The following is a 23,135-nucleotide window of genomic DNA, read 5'->3' as shown; positions in this document are numbered from 1 at the left end:
CCCATGTCACGAGTGAAGACCGGCCGGGGCAACCCCGTGGGCCTCTTTCCCCGCCTCGGGCACCTGGTCGGGCGAAGGCCGTGGCTGGTGATCGGCGTCTGGAGCGCGCTGGCCTGCGTCCTTGCGCTGACGGCGCCGTCGCTGGAGGAGATCTCCCAGCAACACCCGGTCGCCATCCTGCCGGCCGACGCGCCGGTGTTGTCCGCCACCCGCACCATGAACGCCGCGTTCGGCGAGGCCGGATTGCAGAGCATCGCGGTGGTGGTGCTCAGCGACGCCAACGGGCTGAGCGCGGCCGACGAAGGCACCTACCGGAAACTGGTCGAGGCGTTGCGCCGGGACACCCGGGACGTGGCGATGGTGCAGGATTTCGTCGCCACACCGCCGGTGCGCGACCTGATGACCAGCAAGGATCACCGGGCCTGGATGCTGCCCGTGGGGCTGCCCGGCGATTTGGGATCGCCGCAGTCCAAGCAGGCGTACGCGCGAGTGGCCACGATCGTCAAGCAGACCGTGGCGGGATCGACGCTGACGGTCAACCTGACCGGACCCGCGTCCACCGTCGCCGACCTGAACGTCACCGGCCAGCGCGACAGGACGCGGATCGAGCTGGCGATCGTCGCGCTGTTGTTCGTCATTCTGCTGGTGATCTACCGGAACCCGGTCACGATGGTGCTGCCGTTGCTGACGATCGGCATGTCCGCGGTGGTGGCCCAGCGGGTGGTGGCCCTGGTCGGGCTGGCCGGCCTGGGCATCGCCAACCAGACCGTCATCTTCATGAGCGGGCTGATGGTCGGCGCGGGAACCGATTACGCCGTCTTTCTGATCAGCCGCTATCACGACCACGTGCGCCAGGGCATGGACTCCGACCAGGCGGTCATCAAGGCGTTGGCGTCCATCGGCAAGGTCATCGCTGCGTCGGCGGCCACCGTGGCGGTCACGTTCCTCGGGATGGTGTTCACCCAGTTGGGAATCCTGCGAACCGTCGGACCGGTGCTGGGCATCTCGGTGGCTGTCGTCTTCATCGCCGCGATCACGCTGCTGCCGGCCCTGCTGGTGCTCGCCGGCCGCCGCGGCTGGATCGCGCCGCGCGATGATCTCAGCCGCCGCTTCTGGCGGCGTTCGGGCGTCAACATCGTGCGGCGGCCCAAGACCCACCTGCTGGCCAGCTTGCTGGTGCTGGTGATCCTGGCCGGGTGCGCGGGCCTGGCCCGGTACAACTACGACGATCGCAAGGCCCTGCCGGGCGACGTGGAGAGTTCGGTCGGCTATGCCGCGCTGGCGAAGCACTTCTCGACGAACCTGATCGTCCCGGAGTATCTGTTCATCTCCTCGCCGCAGGACTTGCGCACCGCGAGGGCCCTGGCCGACCTCGAGCAGATGGCGCAACGGGTGAGCCAGGTCCCGGGCGTCGCCATGGTCAGGGGCATCACCCGGCCCACCGGCCAGTCCCTGGAGCAGGCCAAGACGTCCTGGCAGGCCGGCGAAGTCGGCGGCAAGCTGGACGCGGGTTCCAAGCAAATCGCCGACCACACCGGTGATCTCGATCGGCTGGCGGGCGGCGCGAACGTGATGGCGGGCAAGCTCGGAGACGTGCGGACGCAGGTCAATCAGGCCGTGTCCGCGGTCGGCGGCCTGGTCGACGCGCTGGCGACGCTGCAGAACATCTTCGGCGGGAACCGGGCGCTGGCGGAACTCGAGGGTGCCGAACGGCTCGTCGACGGCATGCGATCGCTTGGCGACGCCATCGGCGCGAATGCCAACTTCGTTGCCAACAACTCTGATTGGGCCAACCCGGTGCTGGGGGCGCTGGACAACAGCCCGATGTGCGGCGCCGAGCCCGCCTGCGTGAACGCGCGCGAGGAGCTGCGGCGACTGGTGACGGCCCGCGACGACGGAACGCTGGGCAAGATATCGGAGCTGGCGCGCCAGCTGCGGGCGACGCAGGCCGTGCAGACGCTGGCGGCAACGGTTTCCGGGTTGCGCCGGGCATTGTCCACCGTCGTCGCCGCGATGGGCTCCCTGGGGATGGGCAGCCCGGGCGGAATGCGGGCGAAGATCACCTTCCTGCAGCAGGGGACCAACAGCCTCGCGGACGGCAGCCGCCAATTAGCCGACGGTGTACAGCAATTGGTCGACCAGGTCAAGAAGATGGGTTTCGGGATGAGCGAGGCGTCGGCGTTCCTACTTTCGATTAAGAAGGAGGCGACGACGCCGGCGATGGCGGGCTTCTACATTCCCGCACAGGCGTTGTCGTATGCCACCGGCGAGGGCGGCAAGCCCGAGGTGTTGCCGGGCGGGGTGCCGGACCTGCTGGGGGGCATGAGCGCCGGGCAGCTGAAAAGGCTTGCCGCCGCCTTCGTTTCGCCGGACGGCCACGCCATGCGGTACCTGATCCAGACCGATCTCGATCCGTTCGGCACCGCGGCGATGGACCAGGTCGACGCGATCAAGGCCGCCGCGCAGGGGGCGCGGCCGAACACCACGCTGGCCGATGCCAAGGTGTCGGTGGTGGGGTTGCCCGTCGTACTGAAGGAGACGCGCGACTACTACCGGCACGATCTGCGATTGATCATCGTGATGACCATTTGCGTGGTGCTGGTCATTCTCATCGCCCTGCTGCGCGCGGTCATCGCACCGCTGTACCTGGTCGGAACAGTGATCCTCTCCTACATGTCCGCCATCGGCATCGGCGTCATCGTCTTCCAATTCCTTCTCGGCCAGGAAATGCATTGGAGCGTACCGGGATTGACCTTCATCATCTTGGTCGCGGTCGGCGCCGACTACAACATGCTGCTCATTTCCCGGCTGCGGGACGAATCCGTATGGGGAATGCGCTCGGGCGTCATCCGAACCGTGTCCTCGACCGGTGGGGTAATCACCGCCGCGGGCCTGATCATGGCCGCGTCGATGTACGGCCTCGTCTTCGCCACCCTGTCCACGGTGATTCAGAGCGGATTCGTCCTCGGGACGGGGCTGCTGCTGGATACGTTCCTGGTGCGGACGGTGACGGTGCCCGCGATCGCTGTGCTGGTCGGGCGGGCGAACTGGTGGCGCCCGCCGGGCTGGGCCGCCGCGGCTCGGTGGCCGCTGTGGCGGCGCCGCGGGCCGGTCAAACGCAAGCCGCTGCTGCCCGACGAAGAGAGGTCACCGGCGTGGACGGCCGAGCAGCTGGTCGGCTTTTCGCCGCGTGACGGGCTGAGGCTCTAGCTGTACTTCTTGGCTTTGACGACCGCGCGGACGACTTTCGGCAACACACCCTTGGCGCCCTTGCCGAGCCCGGGACCCGGGGCGACGATTCGGGCCAGGTTGGCGACCGCCAGTGAGTTGGTGGCCAGGTTGATGCCGGCGCTCGCACCCCGGACGGGCCAGGAAACGGCGGAGATGATCGTGGGAATGTGGGCGATCCCGTTGATCATCTGGACGGGGTCGTGTGCCGGCCCCGGGTCGTAGGCCCTGTCGATCATCGGCCGCAGCACCGCGTCGATGGGGCCGACCGCCTCCGGGGGCATGCCCGCGCCGTCGACCAGTGCGCGGGCCAGCGGCAGCTCGGAGTTCCGGATGAAATACGTCGTCTCGGTGCCGCCCAGGCTGTTGGTGGTGCGCTTGATGTCCCAGGGCGCGACACGGGACGGATCGGAGAACGCCGTGGCGCTGTGGCCGTAATAACCCCCGGCGGCAACCGCGTTCAGGTCGGCAAGCAGATTGCCGGGGTGGTTGGGCGGGTCGGAGAACGGGTCGTACTGGCCCACGATGTTGATGGTGTCGTACTGGCTCTCCACCGGAGCGGGGACCGTGTAGTCGATGATCGGCACATGCGTCCCGGGCCCGAACACCTTGTAGAGCAGGTTGTCGGGGTTGCCGGCCTTGATGAACGTGAGCTGACCCGGCGGCGGCGCGGTCGGATCGTGTGCCAGGCGCGCCTGCTCGCGGTCGAGCGCCAGCGAGCCCTGGGACAGGCCGGCCACCGAGATGGGGCCCGGCGTGTTGCGGATCGCGGCGTCGAGATTGCTCGTCCCGGTCGTGACGGAGCTGTTGACGGTCGGTGAATTCAGGCCCGTGACCGGCCAGAAGCTGCCCGGATAGGGCACCACGCGCCGGACAGCCGCTGGACTGTAGTAGTTCGCGTCAATCTGGGGCTGCATCGCGGGGTTGAAGTGATACAGCGACCTCAGCGGCCCGTACGGGGAGGGCGCCGTGCCGGGCACTATCAGGGCGGTGTCGGCGCCGGCGACGCCGCCATCGAAAACCGTTGCGCACGCCAGCATTCCAACGGCGACGGCCCCGGCGAGCAGTTTGTTCACGAGCTCCCCTCAGGCCTGTCGATCGAGCTATAGCAGGGATGCTACCTCGCGCCGAGGCCGGTCAGCCCGAGGACGAGCATGAAGCAGCCCCCGGCCGCGACCAACACGGCCACGTCGCGCTGACCGCGAGATCGCAGCCAGTTCTGCAGCGCGGCCATGAGGGCGCGCGTCTTCTGCGGCGCGGCCAGGTAGCCGATCAGCGGGATCTCGGCCACGGTGAACGCCACCAGGTTGAACGCCACCAGCGCCTGAACCTGCGCGACGGGAGCGGCGTGCGAGGCGAGGATGGCGGCCATTGAGCCCATGTAGTTCGCGGACGGCAGCGACGCCCCCATCCCGCTAACCGCTGCGACACTTAGGGAATCGCCCCGTAAGAACATGCGTGCGCGGTCGGCCAGCCGCTGCCGGCCGCGCGGCGGCGTCCGTTCCAGCAGGACGACGCCTCCGCCACCGCCGACCGCCGCGCCAGCCGGGACGGGGCGCACTTGCTTGCGCAGCGAAACGGTCGTGGCAAGCGCCACGGCGATCAGCAAAGCCACCAGTCCCGACCCGATCTGGACCTCCGCCACGCTCAACTGGCCGACGACCGGGGCTGCCCGGAGGCCGAAGAGCACCACCAGGCCGGCGCCGACTCCCAGCGCGAAGCCACCGCACAGAAACACGAGCAGTTGCAGAAGGGGGCGCCGCCTGCTCAGCAGCAGGATCACCAAACCGAGGCGTATCGGCTCGAAGATCACCGAGCCGGCCAATACCAGCACGGTGATCCACATGCTGGGCAACCGTACCGCACGCGGGGAAGCTCCGGGCGCAAACCCGCCCGGCCCAACCGGTCCGCCGCTGATCAGGCGCGGGGATACCGGGTTTCGGCGTCTGACGTTCAGGTGGCCGTAATTCACACGTAACGCCCGCACGGGGTTTCGCGGGGCGACCGACGACCCAAGCGGTTATGCTGAAGATTCCCGCAGCTCCACTTTCGGCTGGAGAAATCCCGGGGGCAGCCGGACCTACCGGTTCGGTGCCCGCCATCATTTGGTGTCCACCAAGGGGTTTCGCGGCGGAGCGTGACCACGCCCTGGCCGCGTGGGTTGCTGCGGGCGGCGGGCTCGACTCCGTGGCGACGGCGCGGACGGCAGGTCGCCTGAAGCATCGCTCGGCGGGCCACTAGCTTCCGCCGTGCCGAGCCGAATAGCGCGGAGGTGCAGGGTATCCAGTGTTCGGCATAACGACGCTCCACGACTGGACACCGCAAGCGGGACCCGTGATCTGCTGGCATGCTTCACCCGCGGCGAAGGCCAAAGCGGCCGAGGCGCCGGCCAGTCCGGTGCCGCCCAGCTATCAGCAAACACAGCACCTGCGGCGCTACAGCGATCACGCGGCCCGGGGCCTGGACATGTCGCGCTTGATGATCTTCACCTGGGACGTCCCGGGCCGCTGCGACATCCGCGCCATGAATTACGCGATCAATGCTCACATTCGTCGACACGACACCTACCACAGCTGGTTCGAGTACCGCGACGCGCGACGCATCGTCCGCCACACGATCGCGGACCCCGCTGACATCGAACTCGTCCCGATCGCGCACGGGAAGCTCACGCCGGAGGCATTGCGGGATCACATTTCGACCCCACAGCCGCTGCAGTGGGATTGTTTCTTCTTCGGGGTGGTGCAAAGCGACCGCCATTTCACCTTTTACGCGAGCATCGCGCACCTGTGCGTCGACCCGATGATCGTCGGTGTGCTCTTCTCGGAGATCCACATGATGTACGCCGCATTGGTCGGCGGCGACGCTCCCGTCGAACTCCCCGAGGCCGGCCGGTACGGCGACTACTGCGTCCGGCAGCGCGCGGAGATGGATGCGTTGACGGCCGACTCCCCCGAGGTGCTCGCATGGATCGAGTTCGCCGCCGACAACGGTGGAACGCTGCCCTACTTTCCGCTGCCCCTGGGCGACCTCTCGGTGCCCTACGCCGGCAAGCTCGTCACGGAGACACTGCTGGACGAACGGCAGACGGAGCGATTCGAACGGGCCTGCGTCGCTGCGGGCGCCCGATTCAGCGGCGGCGTCTTCGGTTGCGCGGGCCTCACCCAGCGTGAATTGACCGGAGCAGAAACGTTTTCCGTGGTCACCACCACCGATACCCGCAGGACGCCGACGGACTTGATGACGACGGGCTGGTTCACCGGTTTGGTTCCGGTCACCGTCGGCGTCGGCGCGGGGCAGTTCGAGGAGGCGGCGCAATCAGCCCAGGCGTCCTTCGACGCGGGCATCGAGTTGGCGATCGTGCCGTTCGACCGGGTGCTGGAGTTGGCGCCTGCGGAGGCGGGCCTGGGCCGGCCGCGGCCGGGCAACTTCGTGATGTCGTTCCTGGACGCGAGCATCGCGCCGCTGTCCGCTGTCGCCAACTCCGACCTGAACTTTCGGATCTACGACGAGGGCAGGGTCTCCCACCAGGTCTCCCTGTGGGTGATCCGACTCCAGCATGAGACCAAGGTGACGGTGCTCTTCCCCGACAACCCGGTCGCCCGCGAATCGGTGGGCCGGTACATCCACGCGATGAAGTCGGCATACGTCCGGGTGGCCGACGGCAGGCCGGTGTTTGCGCGCTCGCGCACGCCGCTAACCGCGCTGACTTAGCAGCTCATCCAGGAGTGCGGTGAACTCCTCCGGCCGCGCCGGTGTGAAGGCGGGGCTGGGCCGGGTGCCCGGCACGTCCAAGGTGATCAACGTCGATTTCAATGGCCGGCCGACGTCCAGCGGCAGCCAGCGGCGGAAATCGGAGCTGCCCCAGATCCGGAACCGGTGGGTGAACAGGCCCAGGCCCTCGGCCTTGTACCCACGGACCGCGCCCAGCGCAATGACTTTCGACGTGCCGGACGGAAAGTGGTAGCGGCGCAGTGTGATTGCCGCGCGGTCCAGTTGGATCAGGCCGTCGTCGTACGACTGGTCGTTCATGCTCGTGAACTCCGCAGTTGGTGACCCCGGGCGGTCAGGCAGTGCCCGTCATCCAATCGCCACTGCCACCCGTGCAGGTTGCAGGTCAGCGTATTGCCCTCCACCACACCGAATCTCGAGAGGTCGGCCTTCAGGTGCGGGCACCGGCGTTGAATCTCCCACCCGTCCAGCGTCACCGACGACGAATCGTCGTGCGTCTCGGCGAACCAGCCGTCGGCATAGGCGATCCGTTCATCGGTCAGGCATTTGAAGAAGGTGTACAGGTACTCGTTGTAACCGCCCACGCGCCACGCCCGGAATCGGGTGGACAAGAAGATGGTGTTGACCCAGTCCGGTTCCCGATCGCGCAGCACGGTGCGGACCAGCTCCGGCGCGATCGCGAATCCGTAGCGGAACTTCTCATCGGGAATGCGTTCGCGCACGGCGCGTTTCGGAAAGTCCAGCACGACCGTCTCGGTGCCGAGCACGAGTTCGACGGGATAGCCGATGCCGTCGCAGATCTCGTCGCTTTGCGACATGATCGGTTCGAACAGCGCGCGCAGCTGCTCCAGCAGCGGATCGCCGGTGGCGGGGGCCCAGCTCGCCCGCTCCTCGGCCAGCACGGGGGCCATCCGCTCGGCGTAGTCCGCGATGTAGGCCTGCTTCCCGGTGGTGAAAATCGCCTCGACCCGGTCGTCGGGCAGCGGATGGCGCAGCGAATTCAGGGAATTACCGGTGAAGTCCGCGGTCGAGCCGGGGATCATCAGCAGGCCGCCGTCGTTCCCGTTGCGGCGCATCTGGTCGAGAAACACCAGCTGGTCCGGGAAGATGTTGGCCGCATCGCCGTGGTCGTCGTTGAGATGACGCAACTCCGGGTCCAGGAAGCACGGTGGGCCGGCCGACGGGATGATCCACGTCGCGCCCACCTGCGCGATGTACTGGCGGGCGCGGTCCATCTGCCGCTGCCGCTTCTGCACGCCGAACGACTCCTTGGCGCGGGCCGGCATGTCGTAGACCATCGGGTACCAGATCGCGCCGGAGTACTGCAGCATGTGCACGTCGATGTGACCGAAGGCCGATGCCAGCACGTCCAGGTCGACGGGCCGGGCGTCGTTCATGTTGAAAGCCGTTGTCACGCCATCGGAAACCACCAGCGCCGAGTCGCCCAGCGGGCCGTCGGCCGGGGCCCGCAGGGCGATGATCATGACGTCGAGGTCGCCCTTCGGGCCGCTGAGCCGGTGCTTGACCGAGTTGGAGGTCTCGAAGAACCGGTGGAAACCGAGCTCTTGCAACGCGTTCCGCAGGTCCGGCACCGGGAAGTCGGGCAGCAGCACCACCGCGTCTTTGTTGACGTGCTCGGCCAGATTCTTGGCGTCGAAATGATCCTTGTGCAGGTGCGAGACGTAGAGGTAGTCGCAGTCGCCCAGCCGGTCCCAGTCCAGCTGGCTGTTGTCCGGGAAGGGGAACCACGAGGCGAAGTACGCGGGATTGACCCAGGGGTCGCAAAGGATGCTGCCCGCGGGGGTCTCGATCAGAAATCCGGCGTGACCTACGCTCGTGACCTGCACAAACACCTTCCTCGGGGCCTTGACGGCGCACGGCCCGGTAACGGCTTTTCAGCCCCCGAGCTTAGCGCGGGGCGGCACCGCCGGCCCGCCGCGACCGTCGGGGCGGGCCGGCGGTGCAGGTCGGCCAGCCGCCTCTTTTCGGCACTTAGGGTGACTCACAGCCGGGAGCACTAGGCTGATCAGCTGTGGAACCGGTATACGGGACTGTCATCCAGCTTGCCCGGTTGGTTTGGCGCGTGCAGGGCCTCAAAATCACCGTCGCGGGCGTCGAAAACCTGCCCAAGAGCGGCGGTGCGGTCATCGCCATCAACCACACCGGCTACCTCGACTTCACCTTCGCCGGTCTGCCCGCCTACCAGCAGGGTCTGGGCCGCAAGGTGCGGTTCATGGCCAAGCAGGAGGTGTTCGACCACAAAATCACCGGGCCGATCATGCGCAGCCTGCGGCACATCTCGGTGAACCGGCAGGACGGGGCCGCCTCCTACGAGGAAGCCGTCAGGAATCTCAAGGACGGTGAGCTCGTCGGCGTCTATCCGGAAGCCACGATCAGCCGCAGCTTCGAGATCAAGGAATTCAAGTCCGGGGCCGCGCGGATGGCGGTAGATGCCGGGGTGCCGATCGTTCCGGTGATCGTCTGGGGCGCGCAGCGCATCTGGACCAAGGGGCACCCCAAGAAGCTGCTGCGCCCGAAGGTGCCCATCATCGTGCTTGTCGGTGAGCCGATCGAACCGACTCTGGGCGTCGAGGAACTGAAGGGGCTGCTGCACTCGCGGATGCAACACCTGCTGGAGCGGGCCCAGGAAATGTACGGTCCGCATCCGGCCGGGGAGTTCTGGGTGCCGCGGCGGTTGGGCGGCAGCGCCCCATCGCTGGCCGAAGCCGCCCGGATGGACGCCGAGGAGGCGGCCGCCCGCGCGGCGCGCCGGGCTCGACCCGCGGGAGCGCCGGAGTAGCGATCGATGGTGGAGCCGATCTTCCGCACGCTCGAGGTTCTGGCGCGGCTGTCGGTGCTGGCCACCGGCACCCGGATCTCCTACGGCGGCGAGGAGAACATCCCCGCCTCCGGCGGCGCCGTGATCGCGATCAACCACACCAGCTACGTCGACTTTCTGCCCGCGGCGCTGGCCGTGCATCGGCGCCGCCGGCGGCTCAGGTTCATGATCAAGGCCGAGATGCAGCAGGTGAAGATCGTCAACTTCCTGATCAAGCACACCCGGACCATCCCGGTGGACCGCGGCGCGGGGGCCGGCGCGTACGCGGTGGCCGTGCAGCGGCTCCGCGAAGGCGAGCTGGTCGGGGTGTATCCGGAGGCCACGATCAGCCGCAGCTTCGAGCTCAAGGAGTTCAAGACCGGCGCCGCCCGCATGGCCATCGAGGCGGATGTGCCGATCATCCCGTTGATCGTCTGGGGCGCACACCGGATCTGGACCAAGGACCACCCGCATACACTGGGCCGCGCGAAAGTGCCGATACATGTGCAGGTGGGTGCGGCGGTGCGGGCGGCCGAAGACATCGCGCGGACCGACGCCGCGCTGCGCGAATCGATGACCAGGTTGCTACACCAGGCGCAGCAGGGCTATCCGCACGAGCCGGGCGCGTACTGGACGCCGCGCCGGCTGGGCGGAGGGGCACCGACCATGGCGGAGGCTGCGCGGATGGAGGCGGACGAGGCCGCGGCGCGGGCCGCCGGCCGCAGTGGACGACCGTCGCGGTAGGTGGAGGAGAAGACATGCCCGAGGGGTTTTACCGGCTGTGCGAGTGGGTCGTCCCGCCGATGGTCGCGATGCAGGGAACCACGTTCACCTATCGCGGTCTGGAAAACATCCCCGAGCGGGGCGGCGCGCTGCTGGCCCAGAACCACACCAGCTATCTGGACTGGCTGCCGACACTGCTCGCCGTGCGCGAGCGTGGCCGGCGGGCGTACTTCATGATCAAGGCGGAGATGGCCGACGTGAAGGCGGTCAACTACGTGATCAACCACGCCAGGCTGATCCCGGTGGACCGCAGGAGCGGGCACGACGCGCTCGAGGTGGCCGTGCGGCGCCTGCGGCAGGGCGAGCTCATCGGGATGCATCCCGAGGCCACGATCAGCCGTAGCTTCGAGCTCCGGGAGTTCAAGACCGGCGCGGCCCGGATGGCGCTGGACGCCCAGGTGCCGATCGTCCCGATCATTGTCTGGGGCGCGCATCGGATCTGGCCGAAGGACCAGCCAAAAAAGGTGTGGCGCAACAAGGTCCCGATCACGGTCGCGGCCGGGCGGCCGCTGCCGCCGCACGGGACGCCCGAGCAACTCAACGCGACGCTACGCGAGGCGATGAACACGTTGCTGTACCGGGTGCAGGAGGAATACCCGCACCCCGAAGGGGAGTTCTGGGTGCCGCGGCGGCTGGGCGGCGCCGCGCCCACCCAGGAGGATTCCCGGGCGATCCGGCTGTCGGAGCTGCAGGCGCGGATGCAGAAATACGGCACCGACGGCGTGACGCGACCGGGACAGAACCAGAGCGGCGTCCATTGATCAGACCGGCGAGCTGCCAGGGCGGACCGTCCCGATGACCCTGCCGGCGCTCATAGCCTGCGACGTCGACGGCACCCTGTTCGACGACGACGAAACCATCACCCCGCGCACCCGCGATGCCGTGCGTGCGGCCGTCGCGGCCGGCGCGACGTTCGTCGTGGCGACCGGCCGCCCGCCGCGGTGGATTCGCCCCGTCGTCGACGCGCTGGGCTTCGCGCCGATCGCGGTGTGCGCCAACGGTGCCGTCGTCTACGACCCGGCGGCCGACCGGGTGGTGTCGGCGCGCACGCTGCCCGTCGACACCCTGGCCGAGCTGGCGGAGCTCGCGACGCGCGTCATCCCCGGCGCCGGCCTGGCCGTCGAGCGAATCGGCGAGCGTGCCCACGACACGGCGACCCCGCAGTTCATCAGCTCACCCGGCTACGAGCACGCCTGGCTGAACCCGGACAACACCGAGGTGTCGATCGAGGACCTGCTCAGCGCGCCGGCGATCAAGCTGCTGATCCGTAAGAGCGGGGCCCGCAGCGCCGACATGGCCGCCGAACTGGCCAAGCATGTCGGCATCGAAGGCGATATCACCTACTCCACCAACAACGGTCTGGTGGAGATCGTGCCGCTGGGCATCAGCAAGGCCACCGGTGTGGAGGAAATCGCCAGGCCCCTGCAGATCACGAGCGGGGACGTGGTGGCCTTCGGCGACATGCCCAACGACCTGCCGATGCTGCGCTGGGCCGGTCATGGGGTCGCGATGGGCAACGCCCATCCTGAGGTGCTGGCCGCCGCCGACGAGGTCACCGCCCCCAACAACGACGACGGGGTGGGACGGGTACTGGAGCGCTGGTGGCTCTAGCGCTGCTGTGGCGCTAGGTGGCGGACGGGTGCGCGGGCAGCGAGAAATGTTCGGGCAGGACGGTCGGGCCGCTGGGCGATTGCGTCGAAAGCGGAGTCGTGATTCCCTCGGCGACCTCGGTGACGTTCCCGGTGAGCCGCTCGTAGTTCAGCGTGCCGTGCTGGAAGTTCTGCGTAATCTGTAGCGGCTCTTGGATTTCCGCGCTGGTCGGCAAGCCGAGTGGTCCGCGTTCGTAGCTCAGCGACGCCCACGCGTCGTAGATCGCGCCGGTGACGGGTTGGGCGCCGGTGTCGGGCGACCAGTACATCGCGCCCCTGGCGAACGTGACGTACCGCGCGTCATCTTCGGCGCTGTCCTCCGGGGAGGTCGGCGCGCCGAGCACGCTGTTCATGCCGCCCATCGCCTGCCAGTGCTCGTAAATCGCGCCGCCCTGCAGGGCCTTGATCAACTCCTCCGGCGGATCGTTGAAATGCGAAGCGACGTCGCGCACTTCGTCCATGAGCGCGTAGGCCGCGTTGCCCGGGCAATCGGTGTTGCCGACGTCGCGGTGGGTGAAAATCGTCGGCAGCGTCGCGACGGCGCCGGCCGGAAAGGTGGTGTAGTGGCTCCCCGCCGACTCCAGCGCCACCGTGCCCTTGGGGTCGACGCCGTCCAGGCCGAGCCGCCAGCCGAGCAGCCGGCCCAGGGTGCGCAGCTGGATGGGTGTGGGCGGCACGTCGTCGAAGTTGCCGATCATCGCGACACCCCAGGTGTTGCGGTTGAACCCGCCGGTGTGGAAGGCCTCGACCGCCTTGGTGAGCCCCCCGGCGCTGCCCTCGAACACCTGGCCGTACTTGTCGACCAGGGCGTTGTACGCGATGTCGCACCAGCCCAGGGTCTTGCTGTGATAGGTGTAGATGGCCTTGACGATCCCGGCCGATTCCAGCGGCGAATAGTCGTTGCTGCCCGCGGTGTGGTGCACGACGGCGGCGCGAATGCCGTTGTCGTACTGCGGACTACCGCACCGCAGCGACTCGTCGGCACCCCATTCCGCCCGGCTGATGATGGCGGGGGCCTGACCGGGCATGAGAACCCCGGACGGCGGCGTCCACTGCTTTTTCGCCGGCGCCTGCGGCGGGGAGATCAGGATGGCGGAGATGTTCTGCCCGAAGGGTTGTTCCCGGGATGCCGGCTTGTAGCCGAGGCCGGTCTCGGTGGCGGGCACGGCTGGCGGTTGGGTCACCGGCGCATCCATCGGACGGGTGACTGCGATCTGGACCGTCGTGGTGGTGCCGACGAACACGGGATCGGTGCCCCGCGGTCCCTCGAGTGACCCGGCCGCCGTCGCTCCGTCGGGCGCCGCGGTCTCGTACTCCGTCTGATACCAGGGCCCCCACGAACCGTCGGGGCGCTTCGCCCGCACCCGGGTCGAGGTACCGGCCAGGTCGCCGGTGAGCGCCACGAGTGAAAACGGGGTGTCCTGGCTGATGTCGCGAACCGTGACGCCGCCGCCCAGCCCGATCAGCGGCTGTTCGGCCAGTTGGGTGTCGTGGGCGGGCGGCGGGCCTGCCGCGCCGCCTTCGCGCGTCGTGTCCGCCACCCAGGAGACGATGAGGACAGTCGCGGCGATGGCGGTGAGCAGCGTCGTCGGCCCACGACTAGGAGACACCAGGCGATGTTACTTGTGTTTCTAATGTTAATGATGAGACGACACGACCTGGGCGTCCGGAATCTGCACAAAATCGACGGCACCGCAGAAGAAATCTGCGGTGCCGTCTGGTTGAAGGGTTTTCCGGAGGTCTAGACAGGGGGCAGGACCGGCGCCGCAGCCGCGGCGGCCGGCAAAGCTCCCGCCGCGCCCGGCAGGGCTCCCGCCGCGCCCGGCAGGGCTCCCGCCGCGCCCGGCAGAGCGCCCGCGGCGGCCGGCAGAGCGCCCGCGGCGGCACCCGGCAAAGCGCCCGCTGCGCCGTGCTGCATGCCCTGCGTGATGGCCGGCATCACCAAGCCCTTGAGCAGGTCGATCGCCTGACCGGCGCCCAGCTGGTTGGCGGCCTGCATCACGTCGTTGACGAGACCGCCACCGCCGCTACCGCTGCCGCTGCCGCCGCCGAGGCCGGTGCCGCCACCGATCGGTGAGCCGTTACCGAAGGAGGACGGATCGCCGAGGATCGGATAGGTGCCGTCGGCACCCGGGTCCAAACTCGCCGGAGCGGTGATGGGCACCTCACCCTGAGCCGCCGGGGTGCCCAGTCCGGGCGCGATCCCGGCCGGGCTGGTCAGCCCGGGGTTGGACAGCGCGGGGTTGAGCCCCGCACCCGGGGTCGCCACACCGGCGCCCGGGGTGGTCGGCAGCGCGCCGGGCGCGGTGAGTCCCGGCGTCGTGGGCGCCAGACCGGGGGTCGCCAGACCGGGGCTCGTCAAGCCGGGGCTGGTCAGGCCGGGACTGGTGAGGCCCGGGCTCGTCAGACCGGGGCTGGTCAACGCTGGGCTGGTGAGACCCGGCGTCCCGAGTCCCGGCGTTCCGAGGCCCGGGGTGCTTGCCGCACCCCCACCCAGCGCGGGCACCGGGGGCAGGTTGATGCCGAACTGCGACAACCCCTGCGACAGGGCGCCCATCAGCTCGCCCGGCAGGTCGGTCATCACGGCCGCCTGCTTGAAGTCGTGGTGCTCGGGCGGCTTGCTGCCCGCCGTCGATTCGTAGACAAGGAAGTATGCGCAAGGACTCGCCACTGCCACAGCGGCGACCGCGCTCATGGCTGTCGAAAGCTTGCGTCGGCGTCGGTTCGGCACGGAAGTCTCCTCAATCTGGACAACTCAATCTCAACTTGTTGTGTCGGTGCGGCCTAACCGTCTTCCTGGCGAGAACCACACAGAGTCGATGGTACGAGTGAGATTGCTGTGACTAGAGTGGTGATATTGAATCGTGAGGTAATTGCGACACCGACCGTGATCGCCGAGCCGGGGCGTCTCGAACGGACCGCCTTCGGCCCAACGCGGACTTCGTGGCCTCGCCAAATGGGTTAGGCCCACGCGGTCGGATACCCTAAGCAACCGATGACCGCTCGCTTCGACCTCCTCGTCGTCGGCTCCGGATTTTTCGGCCTGACCATTGCCGAGCGCGTGGCTACCCAACTCGGGAAGCGCGTGCTCGTGGTGGAACGCCGCCCGCACATCGGTGGCAACGCCTATTCGGAGGCCGAGCCGCAGACCGGTATCGAGGTCCACAAATACGGCGCCCACCTGTTCCACACGTCCAACAAGAGGGTCTGGGACTACGTGCGGCAGTTCACCGACTTCACCGACTACCGGCACCGGGTGTTCGCCATGCACGACGGGCAGGCCTACCAGTTCCCGATGGGCCTGGGCCTGGTGTCGCAGTTCTTCGGCCGGTACTTCACCCCGGACGAGGCCCGGCGGCTGATCGCCGAGCAGGCCGCCGAGATCAGACCCGAGGACGCGCAGAACCTCGAGGAGAAGGCGATCTCGCTGATCGGGCGGCCGTTGTATGAGGCGTTCGTCAAGGGTTACACCGCCAAGCAGTGGCAGACCGACCCCAAGGAACTGCCGGCCGCCAACATCACCCGGCTGCCGGTGCGCTACACCTTCGACAACCGGTACTTCAGCGACACCTACGAGGGCCTGCCGGTCGACGGGTACACGGCGTGGCTGCAGAACATGGCCGCCGACGACCGCATCGAGGTCAGGCTGAACACGGACTGGTTCGACGTCCGCGACCAGCTGCGCGCCGACAGTCCCGAGGCGCCGGTGGTCTATACCGGCCCACTGGACCGCTACTTCGACTACGCCGAGGGCCGGCTTGGCTGGCGCACACTGGATTTCGAGGTGGAGGTGCTACCGATCGGGGACTTCCAGGGCACGCCGGTGATGAACTACAACGACATCGACGTCCCCTACACCCGCATCCACGAGTTCCGCCACTTTCACCTCGAGCGTGACTACCCGACCGACAAGACGGTGATCATGCGGGAGTTCTCGCGGTTCGCCGAAGACGACGACGAGCCCTACTATCCGATCAACACCGAGGCCGACCGTGCCCTGCTGGCCGCCTACCGAGCGCGGGCGAAGGCCGAAACCGCCTCCTCGAGAGTGCTTTTCGGTGGACGGCTGGGCACCTACCAATACCTGGACATGCACATGGCGATTGCCAGCGCACTGAACATGTACGACAACACGCTCGCGCCGCACCTGCGCGACGGCAAGGTTCTGGTGGAAGAAGACGCGGGGGGAAGCGCGCCGGGAGCGACGCAGAGCGAAGCGAGGGGGAGGAGCGGCGCCTGATGACTGCTGTAAGCCTGCTTTCCAGGATCATCCTGCCGCGTCCGGGCGAGCCCCTCGACGTGCGCAAGCTGTACCTGGAGGAGTCGACCACCAACGCCCGGCGGGCCCACGCGACCAGCCGCACCTCGCTGGAGATCGGCAAAGAGTCCGAGGTGTCGTTCGCCACGTACTTCAACGCGTTCCCGGCCAGTTATTGGCGCCGTTGGTCGATCTGCACGTCGGTGGTGCTGCGGGTCGAGCTGACCGGAACCGGCCGCGTCGACGTGTACCGGACGAAGGCCACCGGGGTGCGAATCTCCGTGGAGGGCCGCCAGTTCGTCGGCACCGACGATCAGCCGGCCGTCGTGGAGATCGAGGTGCCGCTCAAGCCGTTCGAGGACGGCGGCTGGATCTGGTTCGACATCACCACCGACACCGCCGTCAGCCTGGTCAGCGGTGGCTGGTACGCGACCGAGCCGGCCCCGGGCACGGCCAACATCGCCGTCGGCATCCCCACGTTCAATCGGCCCGCGGACTGCGTCAACGCGCTGGCCGATCTCACCGCGGACCCGCTGGTGGACGAGGTGATCGGTGCGGTTATCGTGCCGGACCAGGGCGTCCGAAAGGTGCGCGATCATCCGGACTTCGCGGCGGCGGCCGCGGGCCTGGGCAACCGGCTGTCCATCCACGACCAGCCCAACCTCGGCGGTTCCGGCGGGTACAGCCGGGTGATGTACGAAGCGCTGAAAAACACGGACTGTCAACAGATCCTGTTCATGGACGACGATATCCGCATCGAGCCGGATTCGATCCTGCGGGTGTTGGCGCTGCACCGCTTCGCGAAGACGCCCATGCTCATCGGCGGTCAGATGCTCAACCTGCAGGAGCCGTCGCACCTGCACATCATGGGCGAGGTCGTCAACCAGGCGAACTTCATGTGGACCGCGGCCCCGCACGCCGAGTACGACCACGACTTCGCCGAATTCCCGTTGAACGACAAGAACTCTCGAAGCGCACTGCTGCACCGGCGCATCGACGTCGACTTCAACGGCTGGTGGACGTGCATGATCCCGCGGCAGGTCGCCGAGGAGCTGGGCCAGCCGCTGCCGCTGTTCATCAAGTGGGACGACGCCGAATACGGTCTGCGCGCCGGCGAGCACGGGTATCCCACCGTGACGCTGCCCGGCGCGGCGATCTGGCACATGGCCTGGAGTGACAAGGACGACGCCATCGACTGGCAGGCGTACTTCCATCTGCGTAACCGGCTGGTGGTCGCCGCGATGCACTGGGACGGCGATGTCACCGGGCTTGTTCGCAGCCATCTCAAGGCGACGCTGAAACATCTTGCCTGCCTTGAGTATTCGACCGTCGCGATCCAGAACAAGGCCATCGACGACTTCCTGGCCGGCCCCGAGCACATCTTCTCGATCCTGGAATCGGCGCTGCCCGAGGTGCATCGGCTGCGCAAGGAGTATCCGGACGCCGTGGTGCTGCCTGCGGCGAGTGAGCTGCCGCCGCCGGCGAACAAGACCAGGGCGATGAAGCCGCCGGTGAATCCGCTGTCGATCGGTTACCGGCTGGCACGCGGCATCGCGCACAACGGGACCAAGGCCGACCCCGAAGCCCACCAGCGCCCGGAATTCAACGTGCCGACCCAGGACGCGCGGTGGTTCCGGCTGTGCACGGTTGACGGCGTCACCGTGACGACGGCCGACGGGTGCGGGGTGGTCTACCGGCAACGGGATCGGCGCAAGATGTTCCAGCTGCTGTTCGCCTCGCTGCGCCGGCAGCGCCGGCTGGTGAGCCGGTTCGACGAGATGCGCAAGACCTACCGTGACGCGTTGCCGGTGCTGTCCAGCAAGCAGAAGTGGGAGACGGCGCTGCTACCCGCGCACGCCGAGCGCGAGCATGCCTGAAGCTCCGCCCTCGGCGCCCCCAACCGGCGAGGTGGCCGCGTTGGTGGCCGTGCAATCGGCGCTGGCCGGTCGCCCCGGAGTGCTGACCGCGGCGCGCGCGCTGTCCCATTTCGGCGAGCACAGCATCGGCTGGCTGGCCGTGGCGGCCGTCGGCGCGCTGCTGATGCCGAAGCGCGCCGGCGACTGGCTGGTCGCCGGGGCCGGTGCGTTCAGCGCGCACGCCGCCGCCGTGTTGGTCAAGCGCGTGGTGCGGCGCAAGCGGCCGCATCACCCGGCCGTCGCGGTGAACGTCGGAACCCCCAGCCAGCTGAGCTTTCCGTCAGCGCATGCCACGTCGACGACGGCCGCGGCCATCCTGATGGGCCGGATCACCGGTTTGCCGCTGACCGCCCTGCTGGTTCCCCCGATGGCGTTGTCGCGGATGCTGCTGGGGGTGCACTATCCCAGCGACGTGGCGTGCGGCATCGCCCTCGGCGGCACCGTCGCTCGAATCGCCATCCGGCTGCAGGGCCGGGCGCGGGAGGTCTGGCCGGATGAGTGAGGACGTGGTGACGGGGCCCTCGGGCAACGTGGTGGTCGGGGTGGTCAAGGCGATCCGCCCGCGGCAGTGGGTGAAGAACGTCCTGGTGCTGGCCGCGCCGCTGGCCGCCCTGGGCGGCCCCTTGCACTACCACTACCGCGACGTGCTGGACAAGGCCTACCCGGCGGTGGGCGCGTTCGTGGTGTTCTGTCTCGCCGCGTCGTCGATCTACCTGGTCAACGACGCGCGCGACGTCGATGCCGACCGCGAGCACCCCACCAAGAGGTTCCGCCCGATCGCCGCGGGCGTGGTGCCGGAGTGGCTGGCCTACGCGCTGGCGGTGGTGCTCGGGATCGCCTCGCTGGTCATCGGCTGGTGGATAACACCGAATCTGGCGCTGGTGATCGCCGTCTACCTCGCGATGCAACTCGGTTACTGCTATGGCCTCAAACACCAAGCGGTGATGGACATCTGCATCGTGTCGTCGGCCTATCTGCTGCGCGCCATCGCCGGGGGCGCGGCCACCGACATCCGCCTTACCCAGTGGTTCCTGCTGGTGATGGCCTTCGGGTCGCTGTTCATGGTGGCCGGCAAGCGGTACGCCGAGCTGCAGCTGGCCGAGCGCACCGGGGCCAAGATCCGCAAGGCGCTGGAGAACTACACGAGCACCTACCTGCGGTTCGTCTGGACGTTGTCGGCGACGGCGCTGGTGGTCTGCTACGGGCTGTGGGCCTTCGACCGGGAACACGGCGCGGCGGGCTGGTTCGTGGTCTCGATGGTCCCGTTCACCATCGCCATCCTGCGCTATGCGGTCGACGTGGACGGCGGGTTGGCCGGGGAGCCCGAGGACATCGCGTTGCGGGACCGGGTGTTGCAGCTGCTGGCGGTGGCGTGGATCGCGACAGTTGGAGCCGCCGTTGCCTTCGGCTAGCTCCGAACTGCAGGCCCTCAAAGCGCGCATGATGCGCGGCCGGCCGGTCGTCAGGCGGTTGGGCTGGCCGGTCTTTCCGTACACCTCGACGGTGCGGGTCAGCCTGTGGGTCAGCGTGTGGGTGGTCGGCGTCCTGTTCGCCTGGGGCGCGTGGCAGCGGCGCTGGATCGCCGACGACGGCCTGATCGTGTTGCGCACGGTGCGTAACCTGCTCGCCGGCAACGGCCCGGTCTTCAACCAGGGCGAGCGGGTCGAGGCCAACACGTCCACGGCCTGGACCTATCTGATGTACGTCGGCAGCTGGGTCGGCGGGCCGATGCGCCTGGAGTACGTCGCGCTGGCGCTGGCCCTGACGCTCTCGGTGGTGGGCGTGGCGCTGCTCATGTTGGGGGCGGCCCGGTTGTATGCGCCCAGCCTGCGGGGCCGCCGGGCGGTCATGCTGCCCGCCGGTGCGTTGGTCTACGTCGCGTTGCCCCCCGCGCGCGACTTCGCCACCTCTGGTCTGGAGAGCGGGCTCACGCTGGCCTACCTCGGACTGCTGTGGTGGATGATGGTCTGCTGGGCGCAGCCGGTGCGAAACCGCCCGGACCGCAGCGTGTTCGTCGGAGCGTTGGCGTTCGTCGCCGGCTTCAGCGTGTTGGTCAGGCCGGATCTGGCGCTGATGGGCGGGCTGGCGCTGATCATGATGTTGGTCGCGGCGCGGACGTGGCGCCGACGGGTGTTGATCGTGGTGGCCGGTGGGCTGTTGCCGGTCGCCTACGAGATCTTCCGGATGGGCTACTACGGACTGCTGGTGCCCGGCACCGCGCTGGCCAAGGATGCGGCAGGCGACAAGTGGTCGCAGGGCATGATCTACCTCGCGAACTTCGACGCGCCGTACGCCGTCTGGGTGCCGGTGGTGCTCCTCGTGCCGCTGGGGGTGCTGCTGCTGGCGGCGCGCCGCCGCCCTTCGTTTTTGCGGCCGGCGCTGGCGCCCAACTACGGCCGGGTGGCCCGGGTGGTCCAGAGCCCGCCGGCCGCCGTCGCCTTCGTTCTGGTGAGCGGTCTGCTGCAGGGGCTCTACTGGATCAGGCAGGGCGGCGACTTCATGCACGGGCGGGTGCTGCTTGCGCCGCTGTTTTGTTTGCTGGCCCCGGTGGCCGTCATCCCGGTGGCCATCCCGGACGGCCAGGACTATTCGCGGGAGACGGGCTATTGGGTGGCCGGGGCGGTCGGCGCGCTCTGGCTGGGTGTGGCCGGCTGGTCGCTGTGGGCGGCGAATTCACCGGGGATGGGCGACGACGCCACCCGTGTCACCTATTCCGGGATCGTCGACGAGCGCCGCTTCTACGCGCAGGCCACCGGGCACGCCCATCCTTTGACCGCCGCCGACTACCTCGGCTATCCGCGGATGGCGGCCATCCTGACGGCGCTGGACAACACCCCGGACGGCGCGTTACTGCTGCCCTCGGGCAACTACATCCAATGGGACCTGGTGCCGATGACCCAGCCGCCGCCGGGCGGCGCCGGCAAGCAGCCCCAAAAGCCCCAGCACGCAGTGTTTTTCACCAACCTCGGCATGGTGGGCATGAACGTCGGGCTCGACGTCAGGGTGATCGACCAGATCGGATTGGCGAATCCGCTTGCGCAACACACGGAACGGTTGACGCACGGCCGCATCGGTCACGACAAGAACCTGTTCCCGGACTGGGTGATCGCCGACGGCCCGTGGGTGAAGGTGTATCCGGGCATTCCGGGCTATCTGGACGAGCGATGGGTGGCGGAGGCGGTGGCGGCCCTGAAATGTCCGGAGACCGAGGCGGTGCTGAGCTCGGTGCGCGCGCCGATGACCCCGCACCGATTCCTGTCCAACCTGCTGCATTCCTATGAGTTCACCATGTATCGGATCGACCGCGTGCCGCGCTACGAGCTCGCCAGGTGCGGGCTGCCGGTGCCCCCGGAGGCACCGAAGCCGCCCCGCGAGTAAGGCCCGCGCAGAGGATTTTTCGACCAATTTCAAAATGATCACGACCCGTGCCGGTGAAAAATTGCCAGCAACTTCACATTTGGGCCTTTACCAGCTGGGCATGGCGCCCAAGCACATGCGAAAACGCCGGCTACGCCTTCGGTGTTTCGCCTGGAAATCGCTGGGTAGTGAAGGCCGAACGGCGCTTTGGGGGGCCGCCTCGATGCGACCCGGCGGGCGAAGGTGTGGTTGACTACACGAGCACTGCTGCGCGGAGATCGCATGCAGTACGACCCAAATCATGGACGCGTCCGGGTGATGGGCGCGCCGAAAGGATGAGGAAGCAAGGATGACGCTTGTCGACAGGTTTCGCGGCGCCGTGGCTGGTATGCCGCGGCGGCTCGTGGTGGCGGCCGCTGGCGCGGCGCTGCTCTCGGGCCTGATTGGCGCCGTGGGGGGCTCGGCGACCGCTGGTGCCTTCTCGCGCCCCGGTCTGCCGGTGGAATACCTGCAGGTTCCTTCCGCGGGGATGGGCCGCGATATCAAGGTCCAGTTCCAGAGCGGTGGCGCCAACTCGCCGGCGCTGTACCTGCTCGACGGTATGCGCGCGCAGGACGACTTCAACGGCTGGGACATCAACACCCCGGCCTTCGAGTGGTACAACCAGTCCGGAATCTCGGTTGCCATGCCGGTCGGCGGGCAGTCCAGCTTCTACTCCGACTGGTACAAGCCCGCCTGCGGTAAGGCCGGCTGCACCACGTACAAGTGGGAGACCTTCCTGACCAGCGAGCTGCCGCAGTACCTGTCGGCGCAGAAGCAGGTCAAGCCGACCGGCAGCGCCGTCGTCGGTCTGTCGATGGCCGGGTCGTCGGCGCTGATCCTGGCCGCCTACCACCCGCAGCAGTTCATCTACGCCGGTTCGCTGTCCGCGCTGCTGGACCCGTCCCAGGGGATGGGCCCGTCGCTGATCGGGCTGGCCATGGGTGACGCCGGTGGCTACAAGGCCGCCGACATGTGGGGTCCCAAGGAGGACCCGGCGTGGGCCCGCAACGACCCGTCGCTTCAGGTCGGCAAGCTCGTCGCCAACAACACCCGGATCTGGATCTACTGCGGTAACGGCAAGCCGTCCGACCTCGGTGGCGACAACCTGCCCGCCAAGTTCCTCGAGGGCTTCGTGCGGACCAGCAACCTGAAGTTCCAGGACGCCTACAACCAGGCCGGCGGTCACAACGCCGTGTGGAACTTCGACGCCAACGGCACCCACGACTGGCCCTACTGGGGCGCGCAGCTGCAGGCGATGAAGCCTGACCTGCAGTCGTCGCTGGGCGCCACCCCGGGAGCCGGCCCGGCCACGGCCGCCGCGGCCAACGCCGGGAACGGCCAGGGCACTTAAGCCC

Annotated in this window: 18 protein-coding genes; 12 read left to right on the top strand and 6 right to left on the bottom strand. The window is 68.2% G+C overall.

All coding sequences use genetic code 11. The features are described 5' to 3' along the window. Nucleotides 1-3 precede the first annotated feature (3 nt). Nucleotides 4-3,210 (top strand): MMPL/RND family transporter, encoded by a 3,207-nt coding sequence (locus tag G6N51_RS18215; RefSeq protein WP_083171858.1) that lies wholly within the window; start codon nt 4-6, stop codon nt 3,208-3,210. On the opposite strand, the gene G6N51_RS18210 is transcribed toward G6N51_RS18215, so the two are convergent. Together G6N51_RS18210 and G6N51_RS18205 are read right to left on the bottom strand one after the other, a co-directional pair. After that, complete coding sequence (locus G6N51_RS18210) at nt 3,207-4,304, bottom strand: PE-PPE domain-containing protein (RefSeq protein WP_232078426.1); 1,098 nt, start codon at nt 4,302-4,304, stop codon at nt 3,207-3,209. The genes G6N51_RS18215 and G6N51_RS18210 overlap by 4 nt on opposite strands. Before the next feature lie 41 nt (nt 4,305-4,345). Continuing rightward, the gene (locus G6N51_RS18205; protein WP_083171826.1) at nt 4,346-5,074 is read right to left on the bottom strand and encodes a GAP family protein; all 729 of its coding nucleotides are present in this window, start codon (nt 5,072-5,074) and stop codon (nt 4,346-4,348) included. Nucleotides 5,075-5,514: 440 nt separating this feature from the next. Between G6N51_RS18205 and G6N51_RS18200 the strand changes: the two genes are divergently transcribed. Then, on the top strand, nt 5,515-6,939 hold the full coding sequence (locus G6N51_RS18200; protein WP_083171825.1) for a condensation domain-containing protein: 1,425 nt from the start codon (nt 5,515-5,517) through the stop codon (nt 6,937-6,939). Here the strand turns inward: G6N51_RS18200 and G6N51_RS18195 are convergent. Both G6N51_RS18195 and G6N51_RS18190 read right to left on the bottom strand, forming a co-directional pair. Further along, nucleotides 6,922-7,257, bottom strand: a complete 336-nt coding sequence (locus G6N51_RS18195; protein WP_083171824.1) for a hypothetical protein — start codon at nt 7,255-7,257, stop codon at nt 6,922-6,924. The genes G6N51_RS18200 and G6N51_RS18195 overlap by 18 nt on opposite strands. Then, nucleotides 7,254-8,804 (bottom strand): MBL fold metallo-hydrolase, encoded by a 1,551-nt coding sequence (locus G6N51_RS18190; protein WP_083171856.1) that lies wholly within the window; start codon nt 8,802-8,804, stop codon nt 7,254-7,256. Before G6N51_RS18190 ends, G6N51_RS18195 begins: the two co-directional genes overlap by 4 nt. A gap of 185 nt (nt 8,805-8,989) precedes the next feature. Between G6N51_RS18190 and G6N51_RS18185 the strand changes: the two genes are divergently transcribed. From G6N51_RS18185 to G6N51_RS18170, 4 genes are read left to right on the top strand one after another with little or no spacing between them, the layout of a single operon-like run. Next, nucleotides 8,990-9,757, top strand: a complete 768-nt coding sequence (locus tag G6N51_RS18185) for a lysophospholipid acyltransferase family protein (RefSeq protein ID WP_083171823.1) — start codon at nt 8,990-8,992, stop codon at nt 9,755-9,757. 6 nt (nt 9,758-9,763) lie between these two features. After that, entirely contained in the window at nt 9,764-10,519 is a 756-nt protein-coding gene (locus G6N51_RS18180; RefSeq protein ID WP_083171822.1) for a lysophospholipid acyltransferase family protein, read from the top strand. 14 nt (nt 10,520-10,533) lie between these two features. Next, nucleotides 10,534-11,319, top strand: coding sequence for a lysophospholipid acyltransferase family protein (locus G6N51_RS18175; protein ID WP_083171821.1), 786 nt, complete (start codon nt 10,534-10,536; stop codon nt 11,317-11,319). Nucleotides 11,320-11,353: 34 nt separating this feature from the next. Further along, nucleotides 11,354-12,169 (top strand): Cof-type HAD-IIB family hydrolase, encoded by an 816-nt coding sequence (locus G6N51_RS18170; protein ID WP_083171820.1) that lies wholly within the window; start codon nt 11,354-11,356, stop codon nt 12,167-12,169. Nucleotides 12,170-12,182: 13 nt separating this feature from the next. Here the strand turns inward: G6N51_RS18170 and G6N51_RS18165 are convergent, their stop codons facing one another. Both G6N51_RS18165 and G6N51_RS18160 read right to left on the bottom strand, forming a co-directional pair. Continuing rightward, entirely contained in the window at nt 12,183-13,817 is a 1,635-nt protein-coding gene (locus tag G6N51_RS18165; RefSeq protein WP_180134407.1) for an LGFP repeat-containing protein, read from the bottom strand. A 131-nt stretch (nt 13,818-13,948) separates the two neighbouring features. Then, nucleotides 13,949-14,938 carry a PirG gene (locus G6N51_RS18160; RefSeq protein WP_232078425.1) on the bottom strand — a complete coding sequence of 330 codons (990 nt, stop codon included), beginning with the start codon at nt 14,936-14,938 and terminating at the stop codon, nt 13,949-13,951. Between the two features lie 264 nt (nt 14,939-15,202). On the opposite strand from G6N51_RS18160, the gene glf reads away from it, so the two are divergent. The 6 genes from glf to ag85A all read left to right on the top strand — a co-directional run bounded on the left by glf (nt 15,203) and on the right by ag85A (nt 23,131). Next, nucleotides 15,203-16,447 (top strand): UDP-galactopyranose mutase, encoded by a 1,245-nt coding sequence (gene glf / locus G6N51_RS18150; protein ID WP_083171818.1) that lies wholly within the window; start codon nt 15,203-15,205, stop codon nt 16,445-16,447. Next, entirely contained in the window at nt 16,447-18,342 is a 1,896-nt protein-coding gene (locus G6N51_RS18145; protein ID WP_083171817.1) for a glycosyltransferase, read from the top strand. Before glf ends, G6N51_RS18145 begins: the two co-directional genes overlap by 1 nt. Continuing rightward, on the top strand, nt 18,335-18,883 hold the full coding sequence (locus tag G6N51_RS18140; protein ID WP_083171816.1) for a phosphatase PAP2 family protein: 549 nt from the start codon (nt 18,335-18,337) through the stop codon (nt 18,881-18,883). The genes G6N51_RS18145 and G6N51_RS18140 overlap by 8 nt, the downstream gene beginning before the upstream one ends. Beyond that, the gene (locus G6N51_RS18135) at nt 18,876-19,793 is read left to right on the top strand and encodes a decaprenyl-phosphate phosphoribosyltransferase (RefSeq protein ID WP_083171815.1); all 918 of its coding nucleotides are present in this window, start codon (nt 18,876-18,878) and stop codon (nt 19,791-19,793) included. Before G6N51_RS18140 ends, G6N51_RS18135 begins: the two co-directional genes overlap by 8 nt. Then, nucleotides 19,780-21,759: a terminal beta-(1->2)-arabinofuranosyltransferase gene (gene aftB, locus G6N51_RS18130; RefSeq protein WP_269475042.1), complete on the top strand. Its 1,980-nt coding sequence runs from the start codon at nt 19,780-19,782 to the stop codon at nt 21,757-21,759. Before G6N51_RS18135 ends, aftB begins: the two co-directional genes overlap by 14 nt. Nucleotides 21,760-22,087: 328 nt before the next feature. Further along, on the top strand, nt 22,088-23,131 hold the full coding sequence (gene ag85A / locus G6N51_RS18125; protein WP_083171813.1) for a diacylglycerol acyltransferase/mycolyltransferase Ag85A: 1,044 nt from the start codon (nt 22,088-22,090) through the stop codon (nt 23,129-23,131). The last annotated feature ends 4 nt before the right edge of the window (nt 23,132-23,135 follow it).

It is taken from the genome of Mycobacterium paraseoulense (assembly GCF_010731655.1).
Classification (GTDB): domain Bacteria; phylum Actinomycetota; class Actinomycetes; order Mycobacteriales; family Mycobacteriaceae; genus Mycobacterium; species Mycobacterium paraseoulense.
This window is presented reverse-complemented; position numbering and strand designations above follow the sequence as displayed.